The sequence below is a fragment of the Pseudomonas sp. BW7P1 genome, from assembly GCF_024981055.1.
Taxonomy (GTDB): Bacteria; Pseudomonadota; Gammaproteobacteria; order Pseudomonadales; family Pseudomonadaceae; genus Aquipseudomonas; species Aquipseudomonas bananamidigenes.
The window spans coordinates 3,409,668-3,427,677 of sequence record NZ_CP103374.1 but is presented as its reverse complement, the minus strand read 5'-3'; the positions used below and the strand labels follow the sequence as shown (position 1 = coordinate 3,427,677).

14 protein-coding genes are annotated in these 18,010 nt (G+C 61.5%); 10 read left to right on the top strand and 4 right to left on the bottom strand.

The genetic code is table 11. The features are described from left to right. Positions 1 to 6 precede the first annotated feature (6 nt). A complete protein-coding gene (locus tag NWV16_RS15230; protein ID WP_260519717.1) occupies positions 7 to 177 on the top strand; it encodes a hypothetical protein in 171 nt (56 codons plus the stop codon). A gap of 24 nt (positions 178 to 201) precedes the next feature. Here NWV16_RS15230 and NWV16_RS15225 read toward each other — a convergent pair whose 3' ends face one another. From NWV16_RS15225 to NWV16_RS15210, 4 genes are all read right to left on the bottom strand, one after another. Beyond that, on the bottom strand, positions 202 to 1,245 hold the full coding sequence (locus tag NWV16_RS15225) for an SMP-30/gluconolactonase/LRE family protein (RefSeq protein ID WP_409519387.1): 1,044 nt from the start codon (positions 1,243 to 1,245) through the stop codon (positions 202 to 204). 29 nt (positions 1,246 to 1,274) lie between these two features. Then, positions 1,275 to 2,420, bottom strand: a complete 1,146-nt coding sequence (locus NWV16_RS15220; protein WP_260519715.1) for an SRPBCC family protein — start codon at positions 2,418 to 2,420, stop codon at positions 1,275 to 1,277. 109 nt (positions 2,421 to 2,529) lie between these two features. After that, positions 2,530 to 3,393 carry a LysR family transcriptional regulator gene (locus NWV16_RS15215; RefSeq protein ID WP_260519714.1) on the bottom strand — a complete coding sequence of 288 codons (864 nt, stop codon included), beginning with the start codon at positions 3,391 to 3,393 and terminating at the stop codon, positions 2,530 to 2,532. Between the two features lie 84 nt (positions 3,394 to 3,477). Next, positions 3,478 to 5,196 (bottom strand): hydrogenase maturation protein, encoded by a 1,719-nt coding sequence (locus tag NWV16_RS15210; protein WP_260519713.1) that lies wholly within the window; start codon positions 5,194 to 5,196, stop codon positions 3,478 to 3,480. Between the two features lie 297 nt (positions 5,197 to 5,493). Here NWV16_RS15210 and NWV16_RS15205 point away from each other — a divergent pair, with 297 nt between their 5' ends. The 9 genes from NWV16_RS15205 (at position 5,494) to NWV16_RS15165 (ending at position 18,009) form a co-directional block, all read left to right on the top strand. Continuing rightward, positions 5,494 to 6,000 carry a sigma-70 family RNA polymerase sigma factor gene (locus tag NWV16_RS15205; RefSeq protein WP_065257826.1) on the top strand — a complete coding sequence of 169 codons (507 nt, stop codon included), beginning with the start codon at positions 5,494 to 5,496 and terminating at the stop codon, positions 5,998 to 6,000. Then, complete coding sequence (locus NWV16_RS15200) at positions 5,997 to 6,944, top strand: FecR domain-containing protein (protein WP_260519712.1); 948 nt, start codon at positions 5,997 to 5,999, stop codon at positions 6,942 to 6,944. The genes NWV16_RS15205 and NWV16_RS15200 overlap by 4 nt, the downstream gene beginning before the upstream one ends. Before the next feature lie 91 nt (positions 6,945 to 7,035). Beyond that, positions 7,036 to 9,957 carry a TonB-dependent receptor gene (locus NWV16_RS15195; protein WP_260519711.1) on the top strand — a complete coding sequence of 974 codons (2,922 nt, stop codon included), beginning with the start codon at positions 7,036 to 7,038 and terminating at the stop codon, positions 9,955 to 9,957. A 265-nt stretch (positions 9,958 to 10,222) separates the two neighbouring features. Beyond that, entirely contained in the window at positions 10,223 to 10,699 is a 477-nt protein-coding gene (locus NWV16_RS15190; protein ID WP_260523533.1) for an antitoxin Xre/MbcA/ParS toxin-binding domain-containing protein, read from the top strand. Further along, positions 10,696 to 11,199: an RES family NAD+ phosphorylase gene (locus tag NWV16_RS15185; protein WP_065257823.1), complete on the top strand. Its 504-nt coding sequence runs from the start codon at positions 10,696 to 10,698 to the stop codon at positions 11,197 to 11,199. The genes NWV16_RS15190 and NWV16_RS15185 overlap by 4 nt, the downstream gene beginning before the upstream one ends. Before the next feature lie 118 nt (positions 11,200 to 11,317). Then, entirely contained in the window at positions 11,318 to 13,972 is a 2,655-nt protein-coding gene (locus tag NWV16_RS15180; protein WP_260519710.1) for a TonB-dependent receptor, read from the top strand. 113 nt (positions 13,973 to 14,085) lie between these two features. Further along, positions 14,086 to 15,936, top strand: a complete 1,851-nt coding sequence (locus NWV16_RS15175) for an extracellular solute-binding protein (protein ID WP_260519709.1) — start codon at positions 14,086 to 14,088, stop codon at positions 15,934 to 15,936. Further along, positions 15,923 to 16,987 (top strand): microcin C ABC transporter permease YejB, encoded by a 1,065-nt coding sequence (locus tag NWV16_RS15170; protein WP_260519708.1) that lies wholly within the window; start codon positions 15,923 to 15,925, stop codon positions 16,985 to 16,987. Before NWV16_RS15175 ends, NWV16_RS15170 begins: the two co-directional genes overlap by 14 nt. After that, entirely contained in the window at positions 16,987 to 18,009 is a 1,023-nt protein-coding gene (locus NWV16_RS15165) for an ABC transporter permease (RefSeq protein WP_260519707.1), read from the top strand. Before NWV16_RS15170 ends, NWV16_RS15165 begins: the two co-directional genes overlap by 1 nt. The last annotated feature ends 1 nt before the right edge of the window (position 18,010 follow it).

Sequence of the window (18,010 nt, the reverse complement as noted above, 5' to 3'; positions counted from 1 at the left end):
TGCCTCATGAGCGATCCCCGATTCCCCAGTGAAGAGCAGGGCGCATTCGACCCGGTCCCCACCCATCCCGAGCGCAACAGCCCGGCCCACACGACTGCGAATCCCGAGGCAGAGCCGACGGAAGACGATTTGCCGGAAGACGAAGATCCCGAAAAATTCGATCGATCCGGCAACTGACTGCCCGCTATCGCCGGTCGGGGTTCACTTCAAGGCAGCCTCCAGGGGCATCCGCGCCATGTGCGTCGCCTTGAGCGAGCCGAAATACAGCCAGTCGCCATACTCGCGCGCCGTGGTGATCGGCGAGTAGTTGCCAGGGCCGCCATCCTGCAGATTGGCGATCACTTTGCCGTCCGGGTCCAGCCCCAGGACAAAGGCGCGCTTCTCCACCGGTTTGGGCAGCACCGTCATCGCCCGCACGATCATCTTGCGCACGAACGGGTGTCCGGCGGTGCCATCGAGCAGCGGATTGCGCGGCGTGTACAGCGCCACCCAGAAGCGGTCGCGGCCATTGAAGGCGAGGTTGTCCGGCAGCCCCGGCAGGTTGTCGATGAACAGGTCGTGGGTGCCGGCCTTCGGTCCGCTCAACCAGTAGCGACTGATGCGATAAGCGCCGGTTTCATTGACCAGCACATAGGCGTCATCCGGGCCGAGGGTGACGCCGTTGGCGAACTCCAGCCTGTCCAGCAGGACACTGGTCTTGCCGCTCTGGAAGTCATAGCGCAGCAAGCGGCCGTCGCCACCATGCTCGATGATCGCTTCGCCGTCGTGGCCGTAGCCCCAGCGACTGCTGGCATCGCTGAAGTAGGCGTAATGCCCGGACTTGTCGATGGCCACATCGTCGGTGAAACCGAATTTCAGCCCGTTGGCTTCAGTGGTCAGCGCGGTCAGCCGGCCCTGGGCATCGAGGGACAGCAAGCCTTTCACGGCGTCGGCAATCACCAGCAAACCATTGGGATGCCGCGCCAGCCCGAGCGGCCGGCCGCCCGTGTCGGCGAGCACCTGGCGTTGCTGGCCGTCGAGGCTGGTGCGAAGCAGGCGCCCGTCGTGCAGGCCGGTGATCAGAAAGTCGTTTTCCAGCAGCAGGGCTTCCGGACCTTCGATGTCACTCGGGCCCACCTGCTTTACACCTTTGAGACGCTGGTTGTCCGCGTAGAGCCCCTCGGAGAGCGACGGGGCCGTTTGTGGCGTCCACGCCACAGGCTCGACTTTGGTCGGCATCAGCAGCAGGAAGGCCAGAATCAGCATCACCAGCAGCAGGATCAGATGGCGCAGCTTCACACGTGGGCCCCTGCGAGTGAAAGGTGTCGGGTCGCCCTGTCGCGCAGGGCCAGCATCGAGGCGGCCGACTCGCGTTCGATACGACGTTTGAGCAACAGCTGATTGGCGATACGCATGCCCAGGCTTTCGAACCGGTAATCCAGTGTGCGTACGAATCGCGTGCCATCGCTTTGGGCCGAGCATTCATAGGTCAGCAGCAGCGACAGACCATGATCGCCCTGGGCACGGGCGCACCAGCGCCGGCCCGGCAGGTATTCAGTCACCTCCCAGCTCAGATGCCCTTCGCGGCCACCGGCGTGAATGTCTTCCTCGAAACGCGCGCCGGCATGCAGCGGGCCGGCAGGGCCGTCGATCTTCAGCGAAGACGGATGCCACTCCGGCCAACGGCTGACCGTGGCGGCGTAGGCGAGAACGGCAATCGGCTCGCCGGTAATGTCGATCGGGTGCTGTATGCGGGTCATGGAGAGTCTCGGGTCAGTCAGCGGGACGGGCTCCGGCTCCCGGTAGAGGGTGCCGAACAGGTAATCCATCAGCGGCAAGACGATATTGAAATTGCGCTCCTGCATGCGTTCGCGGCGATGGTGCAATTCGTGCAGACGACGCATCTGACGAAGCCACGGCAGACGGCTCAGGGGATGCTCTTGCGGCAGGTGCTCACAGGCGTGAAACACCTCATAGGTCAGATAACCCAGCACCATGCAGCCGCCGAACAGCCCGGCAACATTGGCGTTGACCTGTGCGAACAACCACCACAGGGGCAGGGTGATCACCAGGGTGTGTACCACGATCAGCCATGCCGGAAACAGGATCACCCGCCAGTCGCGGGCGCTGTCCCAGGTCATGTGGCCGGGGGTGAAGAAACTGTGATGGTCGCCGGCATGGCGGGCGTAGAACATCCTGGCGAAAGCTTTTTTGTGATGCCCGAGGTGGCGATGCACCACGTACACACCGAAATTGAAGAACAGCAAAGTCAGCGGCACCGTCAACCATTCCAGCGCACGCACCTGCTGCACGCTGCTCCAGAACGCGCCGATGGCCAGCACGCCGAACAGCAGCACGAAGGCGCCGTGCAGCCACGGGTTGTACAGCGGATGAATCGCCGCACGGTAGCGGCTGCGAAATGCCTCGGTGGTCTGCCTCACTGCGGTCACCTGCGGATATTGTCGTTATCCCGGCAGATTAGTCGATCCCGCCGTTTATGCAGGGCCTGCCTTGACGACACAACGGCCATGCTTCGGTGCAAAGTGGCCGTCAGCTCAACGGGTTCCAGCGCTGCGACCAGTCGTCATCGGCCCTGATCACTTCGCGCAGCAGGTCGAACGCCTGTTGCAGGGTCGCCGAGTCGCGGTCGCGGGAGTAGACGAGGTAGGTCGGATAGCCGAACTCTGGAGCCTTGGTCACCACTTCCAGCGCGCCGCTTTCCAGGTAAGTGCGCACCACTCGGGTGCGAAAGTAGCCGCTGCCGCCGTTCTCCAGAATGTATTGCAGGGCCAGCGGGCCGAGGTTGAAGCTCAGGGCGGCCTTGGCTTTTTCCGGCAGTGCGGCATCGTGCTGGCGGCGGAAGTCGCTGCCCCAGTCGATGTACACGTAGGGAGCGGGGCGGTTTGGCGTGCGGACCAGAATCAGTTTTTCTTCCAGCACTTGCTCGACCTGCAGTCCCGGCCAATATTCCGGTTGATAGACGAGGGCGGCATCGAGCACGCCAAGTTCGAGCTGGCGCAGCAGATTCTCGCCGTCACGGATGTCCATGCGCAGGGCATGGCTGGGGATTTTTTCCCGCAGCTCGGCAGCCCAACTGAGCATCAACGGGTTGCACAGGCTGACCTCACCGCCGATGTGCAGCACGTTGTCGTAACCTTCGGGCAGCGGCAAGTCGCGGCGGGCGGCTTCCCAGGTCTGCACCAGTTGATTGGCGTAGACCACGAAGGCCTCGCCGTTGGCGGTCAGACGCGCACCGGCACGGTTGCGCACGAACAGTGTGCTGCCCAAGTGGCTTTCGAGTTTCTGGACCCGGGCGGTGATTGCCGTCTGGGTGACGAACAGTTTTTCCGCCGCTGCCGCGAGACTGCCGTGGCGGACGATTTCCAGAAAAGTGCGGGCGAGGTCGATGTCCATGGGCGGGCCGGTGGTTGAGGTGCCGGCATTGTAGGTGCAGGTTCGCGATCACGTCATCGTGCAATCGCGAACCTGCATCGGGATTCAACCGGCCAACTCAGCCTCCCGCACCCGCGCCCAATCCTCCACCAACCGCGCCGGCGTGCAGCACGTCTTGCGCTTGTACACGAAATTGCGGCACTTCTCGGCAAACTGATTGCGGTTGTAGAGCATGTCTTCCTGCATCTCTTGCAGCTCGGTCTCGCGGCATTGGCGGATCAGCTCGTGATCGAGCCGCAGCTTGCGTTCGCGCACCGCTGCATACGTCGGATCGGTCAGCGCCGCGTTGGCCCGTTGCAGCAACCACAGACCAAATTCGTCCGGGCAGCGCGGGCCGACTTCCTGGATCATGCCCAGTTGCAGTGCCTGAGCAGCACTGACCGGCAGGCAGGCCTGGGTCAGTTGTTCGGCCATGGCCGGGCCGACGGCGCGGGGCAGGCTGTAGGTCCAGTATTCCGAGCCGTACAAGCCCATGCTTTTGTAATGCGGGTTGAGCACGATATCGGCACGGGCAAACACGATATCCGCCGCCAGCGCGAGCATCACGCCACCGGCGCCGGCATTGCCGGTGATCCCGCTGACCACCAGTTGCCGCGCGCTGAGCAACTCGGCGCAGACATCGTCGATGGCCTGGATATTGGCCCAGGCTTCGTCGCCCGGGTCTTCGGCGGCCTGAATCACGTTCAGATGCACCCCGTTGGAGAAACTGCCGCGCCCACCCTTGACCAGCAGCACCCGGGTGTCACGGGATTTGGCCCAGCGCAGCGCTTCGACCATGCGTTGGCACTGTTCGGTGCTCATGGCGCCGTTGTAGAACTCCAGCGTCAGCTCGCCGACGTGTCCGGATTCGCGATAACGGATCGGCTGATACGCTTCATCGCTGAACGGCGCATTGGCGATTGACCAGTCCAGCACCGGCACGTCTGCCAGTTGCCCGGCCAGTACATGCCGCGCCGGACGCTTGAAGGTTTCTTCGCCCGGTTGCGGTTTGCGTCGCAGCGAGCCGATCCACAGGCTGTGATCACCGGTGGCCACCAGCACGGCGTCGTCGTGTACCGCGAGAATCTTGCCGGGGATGCCGGTGCGCTGATCGAGGTGTGCGTCGTACACGTAATACTGACCGCCGGCGAGGCTGGCGAGCACGCCGGGCTGGCCGTCCGCCGCGTCGATGCAGCGTTTGATGAAGCGCGAGCAGTCGTGCCAGCTGAAGGTGCGGTCGTCCTGCTTCATGTTCGGTTGCAGGCAGCCGCGAACCTTGGGATCGGTGTAGTCCAGGGGTACCGGAACAAAACCGTCGATGAATTTTTCCACCACCTCGCGTATGCAACGGATTGCCGCGTCGGCGACCCGGCCGTTGTACAGCTCGGATTTGCGCAGGCCTGCCGGCAGGTTGAATTCGCAGGTGGCCCAGACCGGCCCGGCATCCATTTCCTCCACGGCTTGCAGGGCCGTCACGCCCCAGGTCGGCAGTTCGCGCATGATGGCCCAGTCCAGTGCGCTGGCACCGCGATCGCCAACGATGCCGGGATGAATGATCACCACCGGACGCTGAAGGTTGCTCCACAGTGCATGGGGTACGCGCTCCTTGAGGAACGGGCAGATCACCAGATCGGCGCCGCTGTTTTCGATCTGCTCGCACACGGCAGCTTCATCGGTGAACAGCACCACACTGGGCGAATGCCCGGCCTGGCGCAGATCCAGCCAGGCACGTTGAGTCAGACCGTTGAACGCCGAAGACAAAAGAATGATGTTGAGTGATCGCATGATTGCTCTTCCTTGAAAGGTCAGCCGCAGCTCCCGGTGAGCCGTCCGTGGCTATCGATGGAGGCGCAAGGTTAGAGATTGGCGTGGCGGGCGCCACTGATCGAGATCAACGTTGTGTCAGCCAATGTTGCCGTGGCGATAAAACGTCTTATGCTCAACGGTTTGCATATCCTGATTTTTTATTACTTCAAATGTCCGCGACGCTATTGCACAGTCGCAGCCCTGATCAACGCCGGACGATCCCGGCGTATCCATGGATTTTCGCAGCGGGTGGAGCCCGTTTTCAGGGAGCAAGGCATGGGGAGTCACAACCCGCATTACCAGGTCATCGGGCAGATGTTCCAAAAGGACTACCGATGGTTATGCGCCGCGGTCAGCCGTACCCTCGGTTGCCCGCACAGTGCACAGGACATTGCTTCGGAAACTTTTCTGCGGGTGCTGGCGCTGCCCGATCCGCTGGCCATTCGCGAGCCGCGCGCGCTGTTGACCACGATTGCCCGGCGGCTGGTCTATGAAGGCTGGCGACGGCAGGATCTGGAGCGCGCCTATCTGCAGAGCCTGGCGTTGGCACCGGAGCCGGTGCATCCGTCACCCGAAGAACGGGCGCTGGTGATCGAAGCGTTGCTGGCGGTGGATCGCTTGCTCAACGGTCTGTCGGCCAAGGCCAAGGCTGCGTTTCTCTACCATCAACTCGATGGCCTGACCTACAGCGAAATCGGCGAACACCTCGGCGTGTCCACCAGCCGTGTGCAGCAATACATGGTCGAAGCCTTCAAGCGTTGCTATCAGGCGATGCAGGCATGAGACCGGACGAAACGCTGATCGATGAAGCCGCACAATGGATGGCGCTGTTGCAGTCGGGGGACGTCAGCCTGCAGGAGCGTGCAGCGTTCGAAGCCTGGCGTGCGGCGGATCCGAGGCACCAGCAGATCATCGAGCAGATGGGCGGAGGGCTGAGCCTGTTGCGCCATTCGGATTTGCGCGGGGTGCCCCGTGCAAGTCTGTTGCACAGCCTCAATGCACCGTCCAGCCGTCGCCGGTTTATCAGCGGCAGCCTGAGCGTGCTCGGTATCGCGGTGCTGGCCGGTCTGCTCGGCCGTCGTTATGGCTGGCTGCCGGAGGCTGGCGAGTTGTCCACCGGAACAGGCGAGCGACGTGCGTTCACATTGGAGGATGGCAGCGCTCTGACGCTCAACGCCCGCAGCCGCGTCGTGCCGCGATTTGATAGCGTCGAGCGGTTGCTGGATTTGCGCAGCGGTGAACTGTTGGTCGATGTGGCGAAAAATCCGGCCCGGCCCTTCGTGGTCGAAACCGGCCACGGACGGATGCGCGCACTCGGCACGACATTTCTGGTGCAGCGCGCAGAAGATGCGACGCGGCTGGTGATGCTGCATTCACAGGTCGAAGTCGTAACCGCCAGCGGCGTGCGACAGGTGGTGGAGGCGGGCGAAAGCCTGTTGTTCAACGAACGGCAAATCCTCTCTCTGGAACGCAGCAAGGGACAGGAAAGTGCCTGGGTTCAGGGTCGTCTCGAAGTGCGCGACCGTCCCTTGAGTGAAGTCATCGACAGCCTGCGCAACTACCGTCGGGGCATCCTGCACCTGAGCCCCGAGGTCGCCGGTTTGCGCCTCAGCGGTCTTTTTCCGCTGGACGACAGTGACCGCACGCTGCAATTGCTTGAGCGTTCCCTGCCGATCCGTGTCACCTGGCACAACCCGTACTGGGTGAGCGTCGAAGCGCGGTTATAAAACCATAACTTCCCGGTCTATCCGCCACCCTATAAAAAGCGCCGGCCCGCTGCTCATTCCCTGCAGACGCCTTCAACAGGGAAGCCCCTCGATGTTCTCATTCAAACAACAATTACCCCTCCTGACGCTGGCCGTCGCGCTGGCGACAGGCATCGTTCCTTCGGCCGTTCTGGCGCAAGACGCTGCCACGCAAGTGTTCACTTTCGACATCGCCCCAGGTGCGCTCGACGAGGTACTGCTGGATATCTCGCGCCAGACCGGCGTGCCGATTTCCTTCAATCAGAATCTGGTTCAGGGCAAGCGCAGCAGCGCGGTTCGGGGTGCGTTGGGTGGCCGGCAAGCCGTAGAGAGAGCTTTGCTCGGCAGCGGACTGCAAGTGGAGCAGGGCACTCAAGGCCTGAGCATTCGCCAGGCCGATGCGCCAGGCGCCGCATCGGTCAAGGCTGCCGCCGTGGTGCCCGCCAGCAGCGCCGATTACCGCATGGAAAAGGTCACGGTCACCGGCTCGCGGATCGCCCGGGCGCAGAGCGATGGCGCGACGCCGGTCAACGTCATCACCCATGAAGAGATGGAAGCGCGGGGCTACAAGAACGTCTACGACGCCCTCGCCACGCAAACCCAGAACACCGGCATGACCCAGGGCGAAGACTACGGCAACACCTGGCAACCGGCGGCCAGCGCCCTCAACCTGCGCGGCCTTGGACCCAACCACACGCTGGTGCTGATCAATGGCCGGCGGGTCGCCGATTACCCGACGCCGTACGACGGCAAGGTCAACTTCACCAACCTTGCCAACATTCCGTCGGCGATCATCGACCGCATCGAAATCCTCAGCAGCGGCGCCTCGGCGATCTACGGTTCGGATGCGATTGCCGGGGTGGTCAACATCATCCTCAAGGACAAGATCAATGGCGTCGACGTCAATCTCAAGGGCGGCACCAGCGAGCGTGGCGGCGGTGACAACCGGCGGCTGCAAATCAGCGGCGGCGGCAGTTGGGGCGATTTCGACGGGTTGTTCGGACTTGAGCTGACCAACCGCGACCCGATCTGGGCCGATGATCGCGGCTTCATGCAGAGCGGTCCGCTGGCGGATGTCGGCTACCGTCGTGACTTGACCCACAACCGTTATCTGGGGCCGGGCTGCGGTGCTTATCAAGGCACGTTCGACAACAAGCTGTTCAATAACGGCGGGCGTTGCCGCACAGACCAGATGTACAACGATTACTGGACGATCCAGACGCAAAAGGAAAATTACGACGGCTACACCCGTGGTACCTGGCATTTCAGCGACAGCGGGCAAGTGTTCGCTGACCTGATGTACGGCCTCGATCATATCCAGAACAACACCCGTGGCCCGACTTTTACGTCGCCGGATTTCATCAACCGGAACAGCGGCAATCTTGAGCGTTGGTATCGCCGCTTCGGTGAAGAGGAAATCGGCGGGCGCACCCGCAACAACAGCAAGTGGCGCGATACATCATGGACCGGCACGTTGGGGCTTTCGGACAAGATCGCCGATACCGGCTGGCGTTATGACCTGGCGGCCAACCGCTCGGAATACAAAAGCGTGCGCACCACGCGCTATACGCCGCTGTCGTCGATTCAGGACTTTTATCTCGGCCCGCAGCTCGGCACCCGTGACGGTTATCCGGTGTTCGCACCGGACGCCTCGCGCCTCGACCGGCCGTTGACGCCCGAAGAATGGCAGCAGTTTCGCGGCAACCTGACCCAGAGCAGCAAGTCGGTATCCACCAGTTACAACGCCTCGGTCAATGGCGATCTGTTCGACCTGCCGGCCGGCCCGGTGGGATTTGCCGGCGTGCTGGAGGCGGGCAAGCAGGAGTACCGAATCGATCCGGACGACAGCCTCAACGACGGCAGCTTTTACGGCGTGACGCCGGCGCAAGGCTCCGGCGGTTCGCGCAAGCGTTACGCAGCCGGCGGAGAGTTCAGCATTCCGGTCACCGACACGGTGCTGGCAACTGCGGCGGGGCGCTGGGACCAGTACAAATTCAGTGGTCGCACCGAGCAGCAGAAAACCTACAACCTCGGTCTGGAATGGCGACCGGTCACCAGTCTGCTGTTGCGCGGCAGCTACGGCACCAGTTTCCGGGCGCCGGACCTGAACTACATCTACCAGTCCGACAGCAACGGCTACTACCCGGCGCAGATCGATTACTACGGTTGCAGCCAGGGTGTGGAGGGCGCCTGTGATCGCGGGCGGGTCAACTACACCCAGAGCGGTACGGCGGATCTGGCATCCGAGCGCGGCAAATCCTGGACTTACGGGTTCGTCTGGTCGCCGTCCCGCAACTTCGATTTCTCTACCGACTTCTGGCGGGTGGAGATCGATGATTTGCTGACCACCGTCGACGAAAACCGTCTGCTGCAGGAAGAGAACGAATGCCGTAACGGCACTCAAGACATCAATTCGGCCAACTGTCAGTCGACGCTGGCCCGCGTCGATCGCAATCCTGGCAATGCCGCCATCGATCCCGACCAGTTGCAGCGAGTGCGGGTGAATGCGATCAACGCCGCCAGCGAGCGGGTCAGCGGGCTCGATTTCAAGAGCAACATCCGTTGGGGGGCGGGGCAATACGGAGCGTTCAGTTCGGCGCTGGGTTACACCCTGGTTTTATCGCACTACTACAAGGAATCGGACGAGGCCCCGACCCAGGACTTGCGCACCTCGCGCAGCAACTACGACTGGCGCAGCAAGGTCAACGCCAGCCTGACCTGGGAATACCAGAAGGCCACGGCGACGCTGATGGGCATTCGCTATGGTTCGGTCACCAACGGAGCGGGCGACGGGCGTCTGTCTCCGTGGACGGTATTCAACGCCAGTGCGCGTTACCGCTTGAACGACCGGGCGAGCGTCGGACTGACCGTGAACAACGTGCTCAATCAGGTCAAGCATGACGACTCCGCAGGCTGGCCTTATTACCCCACTGGCAACTACGACCCGTATGGGCGGCAGTGGTGGCTGGATGTGAGTTATCACTTCGGGAGCTGAGTCTCTGTGCTCGGTATCGTCCTACGGAAACAAGAAGTTTTTGCGTGAAATCGGGGATATTTCCGACGACTTTTTCAGGTTGGTCGTCGGAAGCATGATCTATAGCATCGGCTTTGACATTGAAGTCGCAATCGGCCTGGACTTTAAGGCCTCTGATAATGGATGGATCATGCGAACCGCACAGCTCGAATACGAAACGCCTGCCTATTCCACTCGTCAGCAATGGCGCAACGATCTTGCCAGGTGCCCCAAGGAGGATGTCGCGTTGCCCAGTGCCAAAGTACCCCGGTTGGCGGGCTTGAAGAAGGTGGAGGGCAAACCTGTCGATTTGCTTGTGCATGGCCGGAACATCGGTGATGACGCCATGCTGATCGTTCACCTGACCGATGAAGGCTTCGAGTTGAGCGACGTCGTCGACATGCTTTCGACCTCCGCGCTTTACCAGCAAGGCGAGATGGTCCGGCGCATCACTGGCAAGTCTGTCAGAACGGTTCGGCGCCTGTTGAAAGAAGGCAGGCCGGTACGGCTTGACCCCCGGCAGAGCGTCATCGCCTACCAATATGCACTGGTGCTGGAGTTGGCCATCGAGGCCTTCGGTGGGCAGCCTCGGGCGGAGGCCTGGATGCAGAAACCCTCCACCTATTTTCACGGTCGTGTTCCCCTGGAGTTGACCCGGCACCCACTGGGCTTTCAGATGGTGGAGCAGTATCTGGGGCAACTTATCTATGGGGTTTATCCATGAACCCATTGCCTTGGGACGAGCATTGGTATGCATGGCGGCTGGATCGCGAGGTTTACGGAAGAACGTGGGACAGCGGGATGGGATCAAAGCTGAGAGGCGGTCGATGGAATAGACCCGGACGACGTGTCGTCTATGCATCGGTCGATCCGTCCTCGGCTATTCTGGAGGTGGCAGCCAACCGCAGTTTCGATGACCTGGACCGCGAACCTTACGTTTTGACGTGTTTCGAAGTCATCAACAATGCGAAGGTCAAAATCGTGCAGCCCGAAGAGGTACCGAATCCTTACTGGCTGAGCCCTGCACGGCCTTCTCCCAATCAGCGATTGTTCGCTGACGCGTTATTGGCGGAGCATCCATTTGTGCTGATCCCGTCGGCAGCGACCCGCTACTCGTGGAATCTACTGGTGAGCTGTGAACTGGCAGAAGGGCAGTTCAGGATGGTCTCGCAGGAGCGGTTCGGCCTCGACACCCGTTTACTCAGGGAAATGGCATTGGTCTGATAAATCGCCATCCTGCATTTTGCATAACCTCAGCACCCAACGGTCTAAACCGAACTCTATAAATCTTCATTCGCCATCGCACATCCCTGCATAAAACAGAACGCAGGGATGGCTTTTCATGATTCATTTTTCACCCGTTAAATCCCGTTTGAGCCTGGCCTTGCTGCTGGCAATCAACACGTTGCCGGCTGTCGCCGCCGACAGCACGGCAACCGAGCCGACGACCCAACTGCAACGCGTCGAAGTCACCGGCACAGCGATCCGCCGGGTCGATGCCGAAACCGCCGTGCCGGTCACCAGCCTTCGGGTGGAAGAATTGCAAAAGCAAGGTGTGACGACGACTGAGGAACTGGTCAGCCGGATCTCGGCCAACCAGTCCTCCGTCGGTTCCGGGCGCTCGGTGGGTTCGAGCAGCGGCGGGGCGTCCTACGCGGACCTGCGCGGCATCGGGCCGAACAAGACGCTGGTGCTGCTCAACGGGCGCCGCTTGAGTAACAACGCGACCAATGCCATCAATGGTTCAGGCGTGGATCTCAATACCATTCCGTTCGCCGCCATCGACCGGGTCGAGGTTCTGCGCGACGGTGCTTCGGCGCTGTACGGCACCGATGCGATCGGCGGGGTGATCAACTTCATCACCAAAACCAGCCTCACCGAAGGCCAGATCAGCACCAGCTACGACACACCGACTCATTCCGGCGGCGGTGAAAGCCGCAACTTCAGCGGCAGTTGGGGGGTCGGTGATTTGCAGGACGATCGCTTCAACGTCTTCGGCGTCGTGAGTTACGACAAGCAGCAACGGCTGGCCGCCGAAGACCGTGGTTACACCTACAACTACCAGCCTGGACGGGGGCTTGATTACACGTCCGGCACAGCATCGCCCGCCAACTGGAGCCAGGGCCGCAACGCCACCAACCCGCTGGCCGGTTCCGGATGCAACGCGCCAGGCTTGCTGTTGCGTAACGGCATCTGCCGTCAGAGCCTGTGGAATTACCTCGACCTGGTGCCGGAAACCGAAAAAACGTCGGCCTTCGCCAAAGCCACCGGCAAGCTGTCGGACGATCATAATGTCAGCCTCGAATACTTCTGGGCGCGCAATGAAAACCGAACCCGGATCGGCCCCGGCACGTTGATGGGCAACCAGGTCAATCCCGGCACGGCGTTCTATCCGGGCAACGGCATTACCCCCGGACCGAGCGGTTTCGACCTTGATCCGACGCAACCGGTGGATGTGAACTGGCGTGAAACCGCTGTCGGCGCCCGCCGCCACGAAGACGACAACACCGGCCAGCGCCTGCTGCTGAGTTTCGACGGTGCGCTGGCGGGCTGGGACTACAATCTGGGCGCCTCCTACAACCAGAACAAAGTGGTCAATACCATTCGCAGCGGTTACGTGAATGATCGTGCCGTCAGCCAGGGCATCGCCAACGGCGTGATCAACCCGTTCGGCCCGCAGAATGCTGCCGGTTCAGCATTGCTGGCGGCCAACGCTGTGGACGGTGATTACGCGACAGCCGTGGGCAGGGTGAAGGCGATCGATGGTCGCGTCAGCCGGGAGATTGGCGACTGGTTCGGCGCCGGTCCTTCGGCGCTTGCGTTGGGTGGCGAGTATCGCAAGGAAGATTTTCATCAGGACTTCGCCGCGTTTGCCGGCGATGTGCAGAGCCTCGGTGTGGACCCCAATGGCAGTGTGTCAGGGGATCGCAGCGTCTCGGCGCAATACGCCGAGGTCAATGTGCCGGTGCTCGACAGTCTGGAGCTGTCCGCCGCCGTTCGGCACGACAAGTACAGCGATTTCGGCAGCACTACCAACCCCAAGTATTCGTTCCGCTTCCAGCCGTTCAAGGAACTGGTGGTTCGCGGCGCCTACAGCGAAGGCTTCCGTGCGCCGTCGCTGTACGAACTCTACAACCCCAACTTCACCACCTTCACCAACGCCAATTACAACGACCCGCGCCTGTGTGCCGGTGGCAATCCGAGCAACGGCGGCATTGCCAACCGCGACTGCGCCCAGCAGTTCAACCGCACCACGGGCGGCAATACTGACCTGAGTCCGGAAACGGCACGCAACGTCACCCTCGGTTTCGTTTATCAGCCCTTCGACCGACTGACCACCGGGCTGGATTTCTGGTGGATCAGCATCGCCAACCAGATCGCCGAGTTCCCCGAGTCGGCAGTGTTCGAGAGTCCGGAGCTGTATCCGGAGCGTTTGATCCGCAAGCCTGACGGCTCCATCGATCACGTTGTCACCGGCCTGGCCAACCTCGGCAAGATCAAGACCAACGGCGTTGACGTCAGTTTCGACTATCGCCTGCCGAGCACGCCGTACGGCGATTTCGGCATTGGTCTGCAAGGCACCTATGTCAGTCGTTACGAGTATCAGCAGCAACTCAAGGGCGACTTCATCGACAAGCTTGGCGATTTTCGGGGTGGCGACTTCGCGTCGGCCGGCGCGGTGGCCCGCTGGCGTCACAGCCTGACCGGCAGCTGGAACTACGGCCCGTTCGGCGCGAGCCTGACCAACCGCTACACCAGCGGTTATCACGACTCGGATCGCGAAACTCACGACTACGTCGGTTCGTACAACGTCTGGGACGCGGCCGGCACCTACACCTGGCGCAAGACACTGGCCGTGACGCTGGGCGTGAAAAACCTGTTCGATCGCGAGCCGCCATTCAGTAATCAGACCTACACGTTCCAGAGCGGCTACGACCCGAAATACGGCGACCCGTTCGGGCGGACGCTGTACACGCGGGTCAACTACAAGTTCTGAGAATGACCAGTCATGGCCGATTTTAGTAACCCATCGTTCTAAAACCGGCCCTATAAAAAATGCCCGCCTGTTGCACATCACAATCAGGCGGGCGCGGGTTGAAGGATTTGACCATGTTCTCCCGAATCACTTTGCTGGGTGTATGTCTTCTGCTGAGCCCGGCGATATTTGCGCAGCCACGGCACGCCCTCACGGTCTACGGCGAAGCCCCGAAATACGCTGCGGATTTCCAGCATCTGGCCTACGTCAATCCCGATGCGCCCAAGGGCGGCACTCTGCGGCGTTCCTCGCTGGAAAGCGGTCCGTTCGATCACCTGATGCCCTACGTCGACAAAGGCACCGGTGTCGCCGAAGTCGATGGCTGGCTATATGCGCCGCTGGCTTATCGCAGCAAGGATGAACCCTACAGCGTCTACGGTCTGGTGGCGCAGCGAATGGAACTGGATGCGGATCGGCGTTGGGTGCGTTTCTATCTCCACCCAAAGGCGCGTTTCGAAGACGGCGCGCCGATCACCGCCGAGGATGTGCGCTACACCTTTGAACTGTTCATCACCAAGGGCAGCCTGAAGTACCGGCAGCAGTTCCGCGATGTCGCCGAGGTGCAGGTCGAATCACCCACCCAGGTGCGCTTCGTGTTCAAGAACAACGACAGCCGCACCTTGCCGCTGGATCTGGCGGTGCTGCCCGTTTTGCCTGAACACTGGTGGCGCGCGCGGGACTTTGCCGAAGGCGGTGGGTTCGAGATTCCGCCGGGCAGCGGACCGTACAGGATCAGCGGGGTAGATGCCGGGCGCAGCGTGAAATTCCAGCGGATCAAGGACTGGTGGGCCAGGGATTTGCCGATCACTCGCGGGCTCTACAACTTCGATCAGCTGAGCGTGGAGTTCTTTGCCGACACCGACGTGTCACGGCAAGTGCTCAAGGCCGGCGGGTTCGATTACAACCGCGAGTTTTCTGCCACCAGTTACACAATAGGCTATGCCGGTGCAGCGCTGGAGCAGGGCAGGCTGCTGCGCGAACACCTCGCACCCGGCGCTGCGCAAGGTGCCCAGGGGTTTGTGTTCAACCTGCAGAAGCCGATGTTTCAGGATCGCCGGGTGCGCCAGGCGATTGCCATGCTCTGGGATTTTGAATGGAGCAACCGGCAGATGATGCGCAGCATGTACTTGCGCCAGCGCAGTTTCTTTTCCCATAGCGCGCTGTCGGCCACTGAATTGCCGGACGTCGAGGAACTGAAAATCCTCGAACCCTGGCGCGGCAAGATCCCCGACGAGGTGTTCAGCCAAGTGTTCGAAGCGCCGCGCACCGATGGCAGCGGCAATATTCGCGCGCAGCAGTTGCAGGCGTTGAAACTGCTGGAGGCCGCCGGCTGGAAACCCCGCGGCGATCGATTGGTCAACGCTGCCGGCGAGCCGCTGCAATTCACCTTTCTCAATGGCCAGAAAGGCTTTGAGCGCTTGCTGTTGCCGTTCAAGCGCAACCTGGCGCAGATCGGCATCGGTTTCGAAATCCGTCAGGTCGACACCGCGCAATACACCAACCGCGTGCGCAGTCGTGACTACGACATGATCGTGGTCGGTTATCCGGTGAGCCAGGCGCCGGGCCGTGAAATGTTCAATTACTTCGGTTCCGACGGCGCCGATGATCCGGGCTCCAACAACTACATGGTGCTGCGTGATCCGGCGGTGGATGCGTTGCTCGAAGGCGTGGTGCAGGCCGACAGTCGCGCAAGTCTTCTGCGTCATGCCCGGGCGCTGGATCGGGTACTGCAGTGGGGCTACTACTGGATTCCCAACTATTACCCGCCCGGAATCTCCACGGTGTGGTGGAACCGTTTTGGTCGGCCGGCGATTGCCCCTCTGTACGACGCAGGCCTGGATACCTGGTGGGAAATAAGCCCGACGGCGTTGACCGCCACTCAGGCGCAAAAACAGCAAAAGGAGTTCGCCCATGTGGGGTTATAGCCTGCGGCGTCTGCTGCTGATCGTGCCGACTCTGCTGGCGATTCTGCTGGTCAATTTCGTGATCGTGCAGGCCGCACCCGGCGGCCCGGTGGAGCAGGCCATCGCCCGGTTGCAGGGGATCGGCGCCGGTGGTGCCGTGGGAGCGAGCCATGTCGAAACCATTGGCGGAGAGTCCCGCGCCACTCGCGGTCTGGACCCGAAACTGGTGGCCGATATCGAGCGTCAGTACGGATTCGACAAGCCCGCCACCGAGCGTTTGTGGCTGATGCTCAAAAGCTACGCGCAACTGGATTTCGGCAAGAGCTTCTTTCGCGGGGCCACGGTGACCGAACTGATCTGGCAGAAGCTGCCGGTGACCTTGTCGCTGGGGTTGTGGGCGACGCTGATCACTTATCTGGTGTCGATTCCGCTGGGCATTCGCAAGGCCGTGCACAACGGATCGGCGTTCGATGTCTGGAGCAGCGCAGCGATCATCATCGGCTACGCGATGCCCGGATTTCTGTTCGCGCTGCTGCTGATCGTGGTGTTCGCCGGCGGCACGGTGCTGGACTGGTTTCCGGTACGCGGGCTGGTCTCGGACAACTTCGCCGAGCTGACGCTCTGGGGCAAGGCAGCGGATTACTTCTGGCATCTGGTGCTACCGGTCAGCGCGCTGGTCATCGGCGGTTTCGCGACCCTGACGATCCTGACCAAGAACAGCTTCCTCAACGAGATTTCTCGGCTGTACGTGGTCACGGCCCGGGCCAAGGGCCTGAGTGAGCGGCAGGTGTTGTACGGACATGTGTTTCGCAATGCGATGCTTTTGGTGGTCGCCGGGTTGCCTCAGGCACTGGTGACGGTGTTCTTCGGCGGCTCATTGCTGATCGAAGTGATCTTCTCCCTCGACGGCCTCGGACGCCTGAGTTACGAGGCGGCAGTATCGAGAGATTATCCGGTGGTGTTCGGTTCGCTGTTCATCTTCACCTTGTTCGGGCTGCTGATAAAGCTGCTGGGTGACCTGTGCTACACGCTGGTTGACCCGCGTATCGACTTGACTGCGAGGGCTGCGTGATGCTGACACTTTCTCCCATCGGGCAGCGCCGCTGGGCGCGGTTCAAGGCTCATCGGCGCGGCTGGTGGTCGTTGTGGCTGTTTCTGGGATTGTTCGGGTTGAGTCTGGGCGGTGAACTGATTGCCAATGACAAACCGCTGTTGCTGACGTTTCAAGGGGAATGGTTTTCTCCGGCATTCAAGCGTTATACCGAACAGGATTTCGGTGGCGAGCTGCCATTTCAACCGGACTATCGCAGCGCCCAGGTGCGCCAGTTGATCGAAGGGCAGGGCGGCCGAATGTGGTTTGCGCCCATTCCGTTCGGCTTCGACACGGTCAATTACGATCTCACGGAGCCGGCACCGAGCCCGCCCTCCGGCGACAACTGGCTGGGTACCGATGATCAGGCGCGCGATGTGCTGGCGCGGGTGATTTTCGGCATTCGAGTTTCGTTGCTGTTCGCCTTGGCGCTGACTGTCGCCAGTGCTTTGATCGGCATTGCCGCCGGCGCTCTGCAGGGTTATTACGGCGGTTGGGTCGACTTGATCGGGCAGCGTTTGCTGGAGGTCTGGTCGGGGCTGCCGGTGTTGTATCTGTTGATCATCCTGTCGGGATTCGTCGAGCCGAATTTCTGGTGGCTGCTGGGGATCATGGCACTGTTTTCCTGGCTCAGTCTGGTGGACGTGGTGCGCGCCGAGTTCCTGCGCAGCCGGGGCCTGGAGTACGTAAAAGCAGCGCGTGCGCTGGGCGTCGGAAATACACAGGTGATCATGCGGCACATCCTGCCCAACGCCATGAGCGCCACGCTGACGTACCTGCCGTTCATTCTCACCGGGGCTATCGCGACGTTGTCGGCACTGGACTTTCTCGGCTTCGGCATGCCGGCGGGCAGCGCTTCGCTGGGCGAGTTGATCGGTCAGGGCAAGAGCAATCTCCAGGCGCCATGGCTGGGACTGACGGCGTTTTTTGCGCTTGCGTTGATTCTTTCATTGCTCGTCTTCATTGGCGAAGCCTGCCGTGATGCCTTCGACCCGAGGACTTGAT

Coding starts and splice junctions, on each gene's coding strand:
- NWV16_RS15230 (WP_260519717.1), top strand. CDS start 7: ATGAGCGATCCCCGATTCCCCAGTGAAGAGCAGGGCGCATTCGACCCG.
- NWV16_RS15225 (WP_409519387.1), bottom strand. CDS start 1,245: ATGCTGATTCTGGCCTTCCTGCTGCTGATGCCGACCAAAGTCGAGCCT.
- NWV16_RS15215 (WP_260519714.1), bottom strand. CDS start 3,393: ATGGACATCGACCTCGCCCGCACTTTTCTGGAAATCGTCCGCCACGGC.
- NWV16_RS15210 (WP_260519713.1), bottom strand. CDS start 5,196: ATGCGATCACTCAACATCATTCTTTTGTCTTCGGCGTTCAACGGTCTG.
- NWV16_RS15205 (WP_065257826.1), top strand. CDS start 5,494: ATGGGGAGTCACAACCCGCATTACCAGGTCATCGGGCAGATGTTCCAA.
- NWV16_RS15200 (WP_260519712.1), top strand. CDS start 5,997: ATGAGACCGGACGAAACGCTGATCGATGAAGCCGCACAATGGATGGCG.
- NWV16_RS15195 (WP_260519711.1), top strand. CDS start 7,036: ATGTTCTCATTCAAACAACAATTACCCCTCCTGACGCTGGCCGTCGCG.
- NWV16_RS15185 (WP_065257823.1), top strand. CDS start 10,696: ATGAACCCATTGCCTTGGGACGAGCATTGGTATGCATGGCGGCTGGAT.
- NWV16_RS15180 (WP_260519710.1), top strand. CDS start 11,318: ATGATTCATTTTTCACCCGTTAAATCCCGTTTGAGCCTGGCCTTGCTG.
- NWV16_RS15175 (WP_260519709.1), top strand. CDS start 14,086: ATGTTCTCCCGAATCACTTTGCTGGGTGTATGTCTTCTGCTGAGCCCG.
- NWV16_RS15170 (WP_260519708.1), top strand. CDS start 15,923: ATGTGGGGTTATAGCCTGCGGCGTCTGCTGCTGATCGTGCCGACTCTG.
- NWV16_RS15165 (WP_260519707.1), top strand. CDS start 16,987: ATGCTGACACTTTCTCCCATCGGGCAGCGCCGCTGGGCGCGGTTCAAG.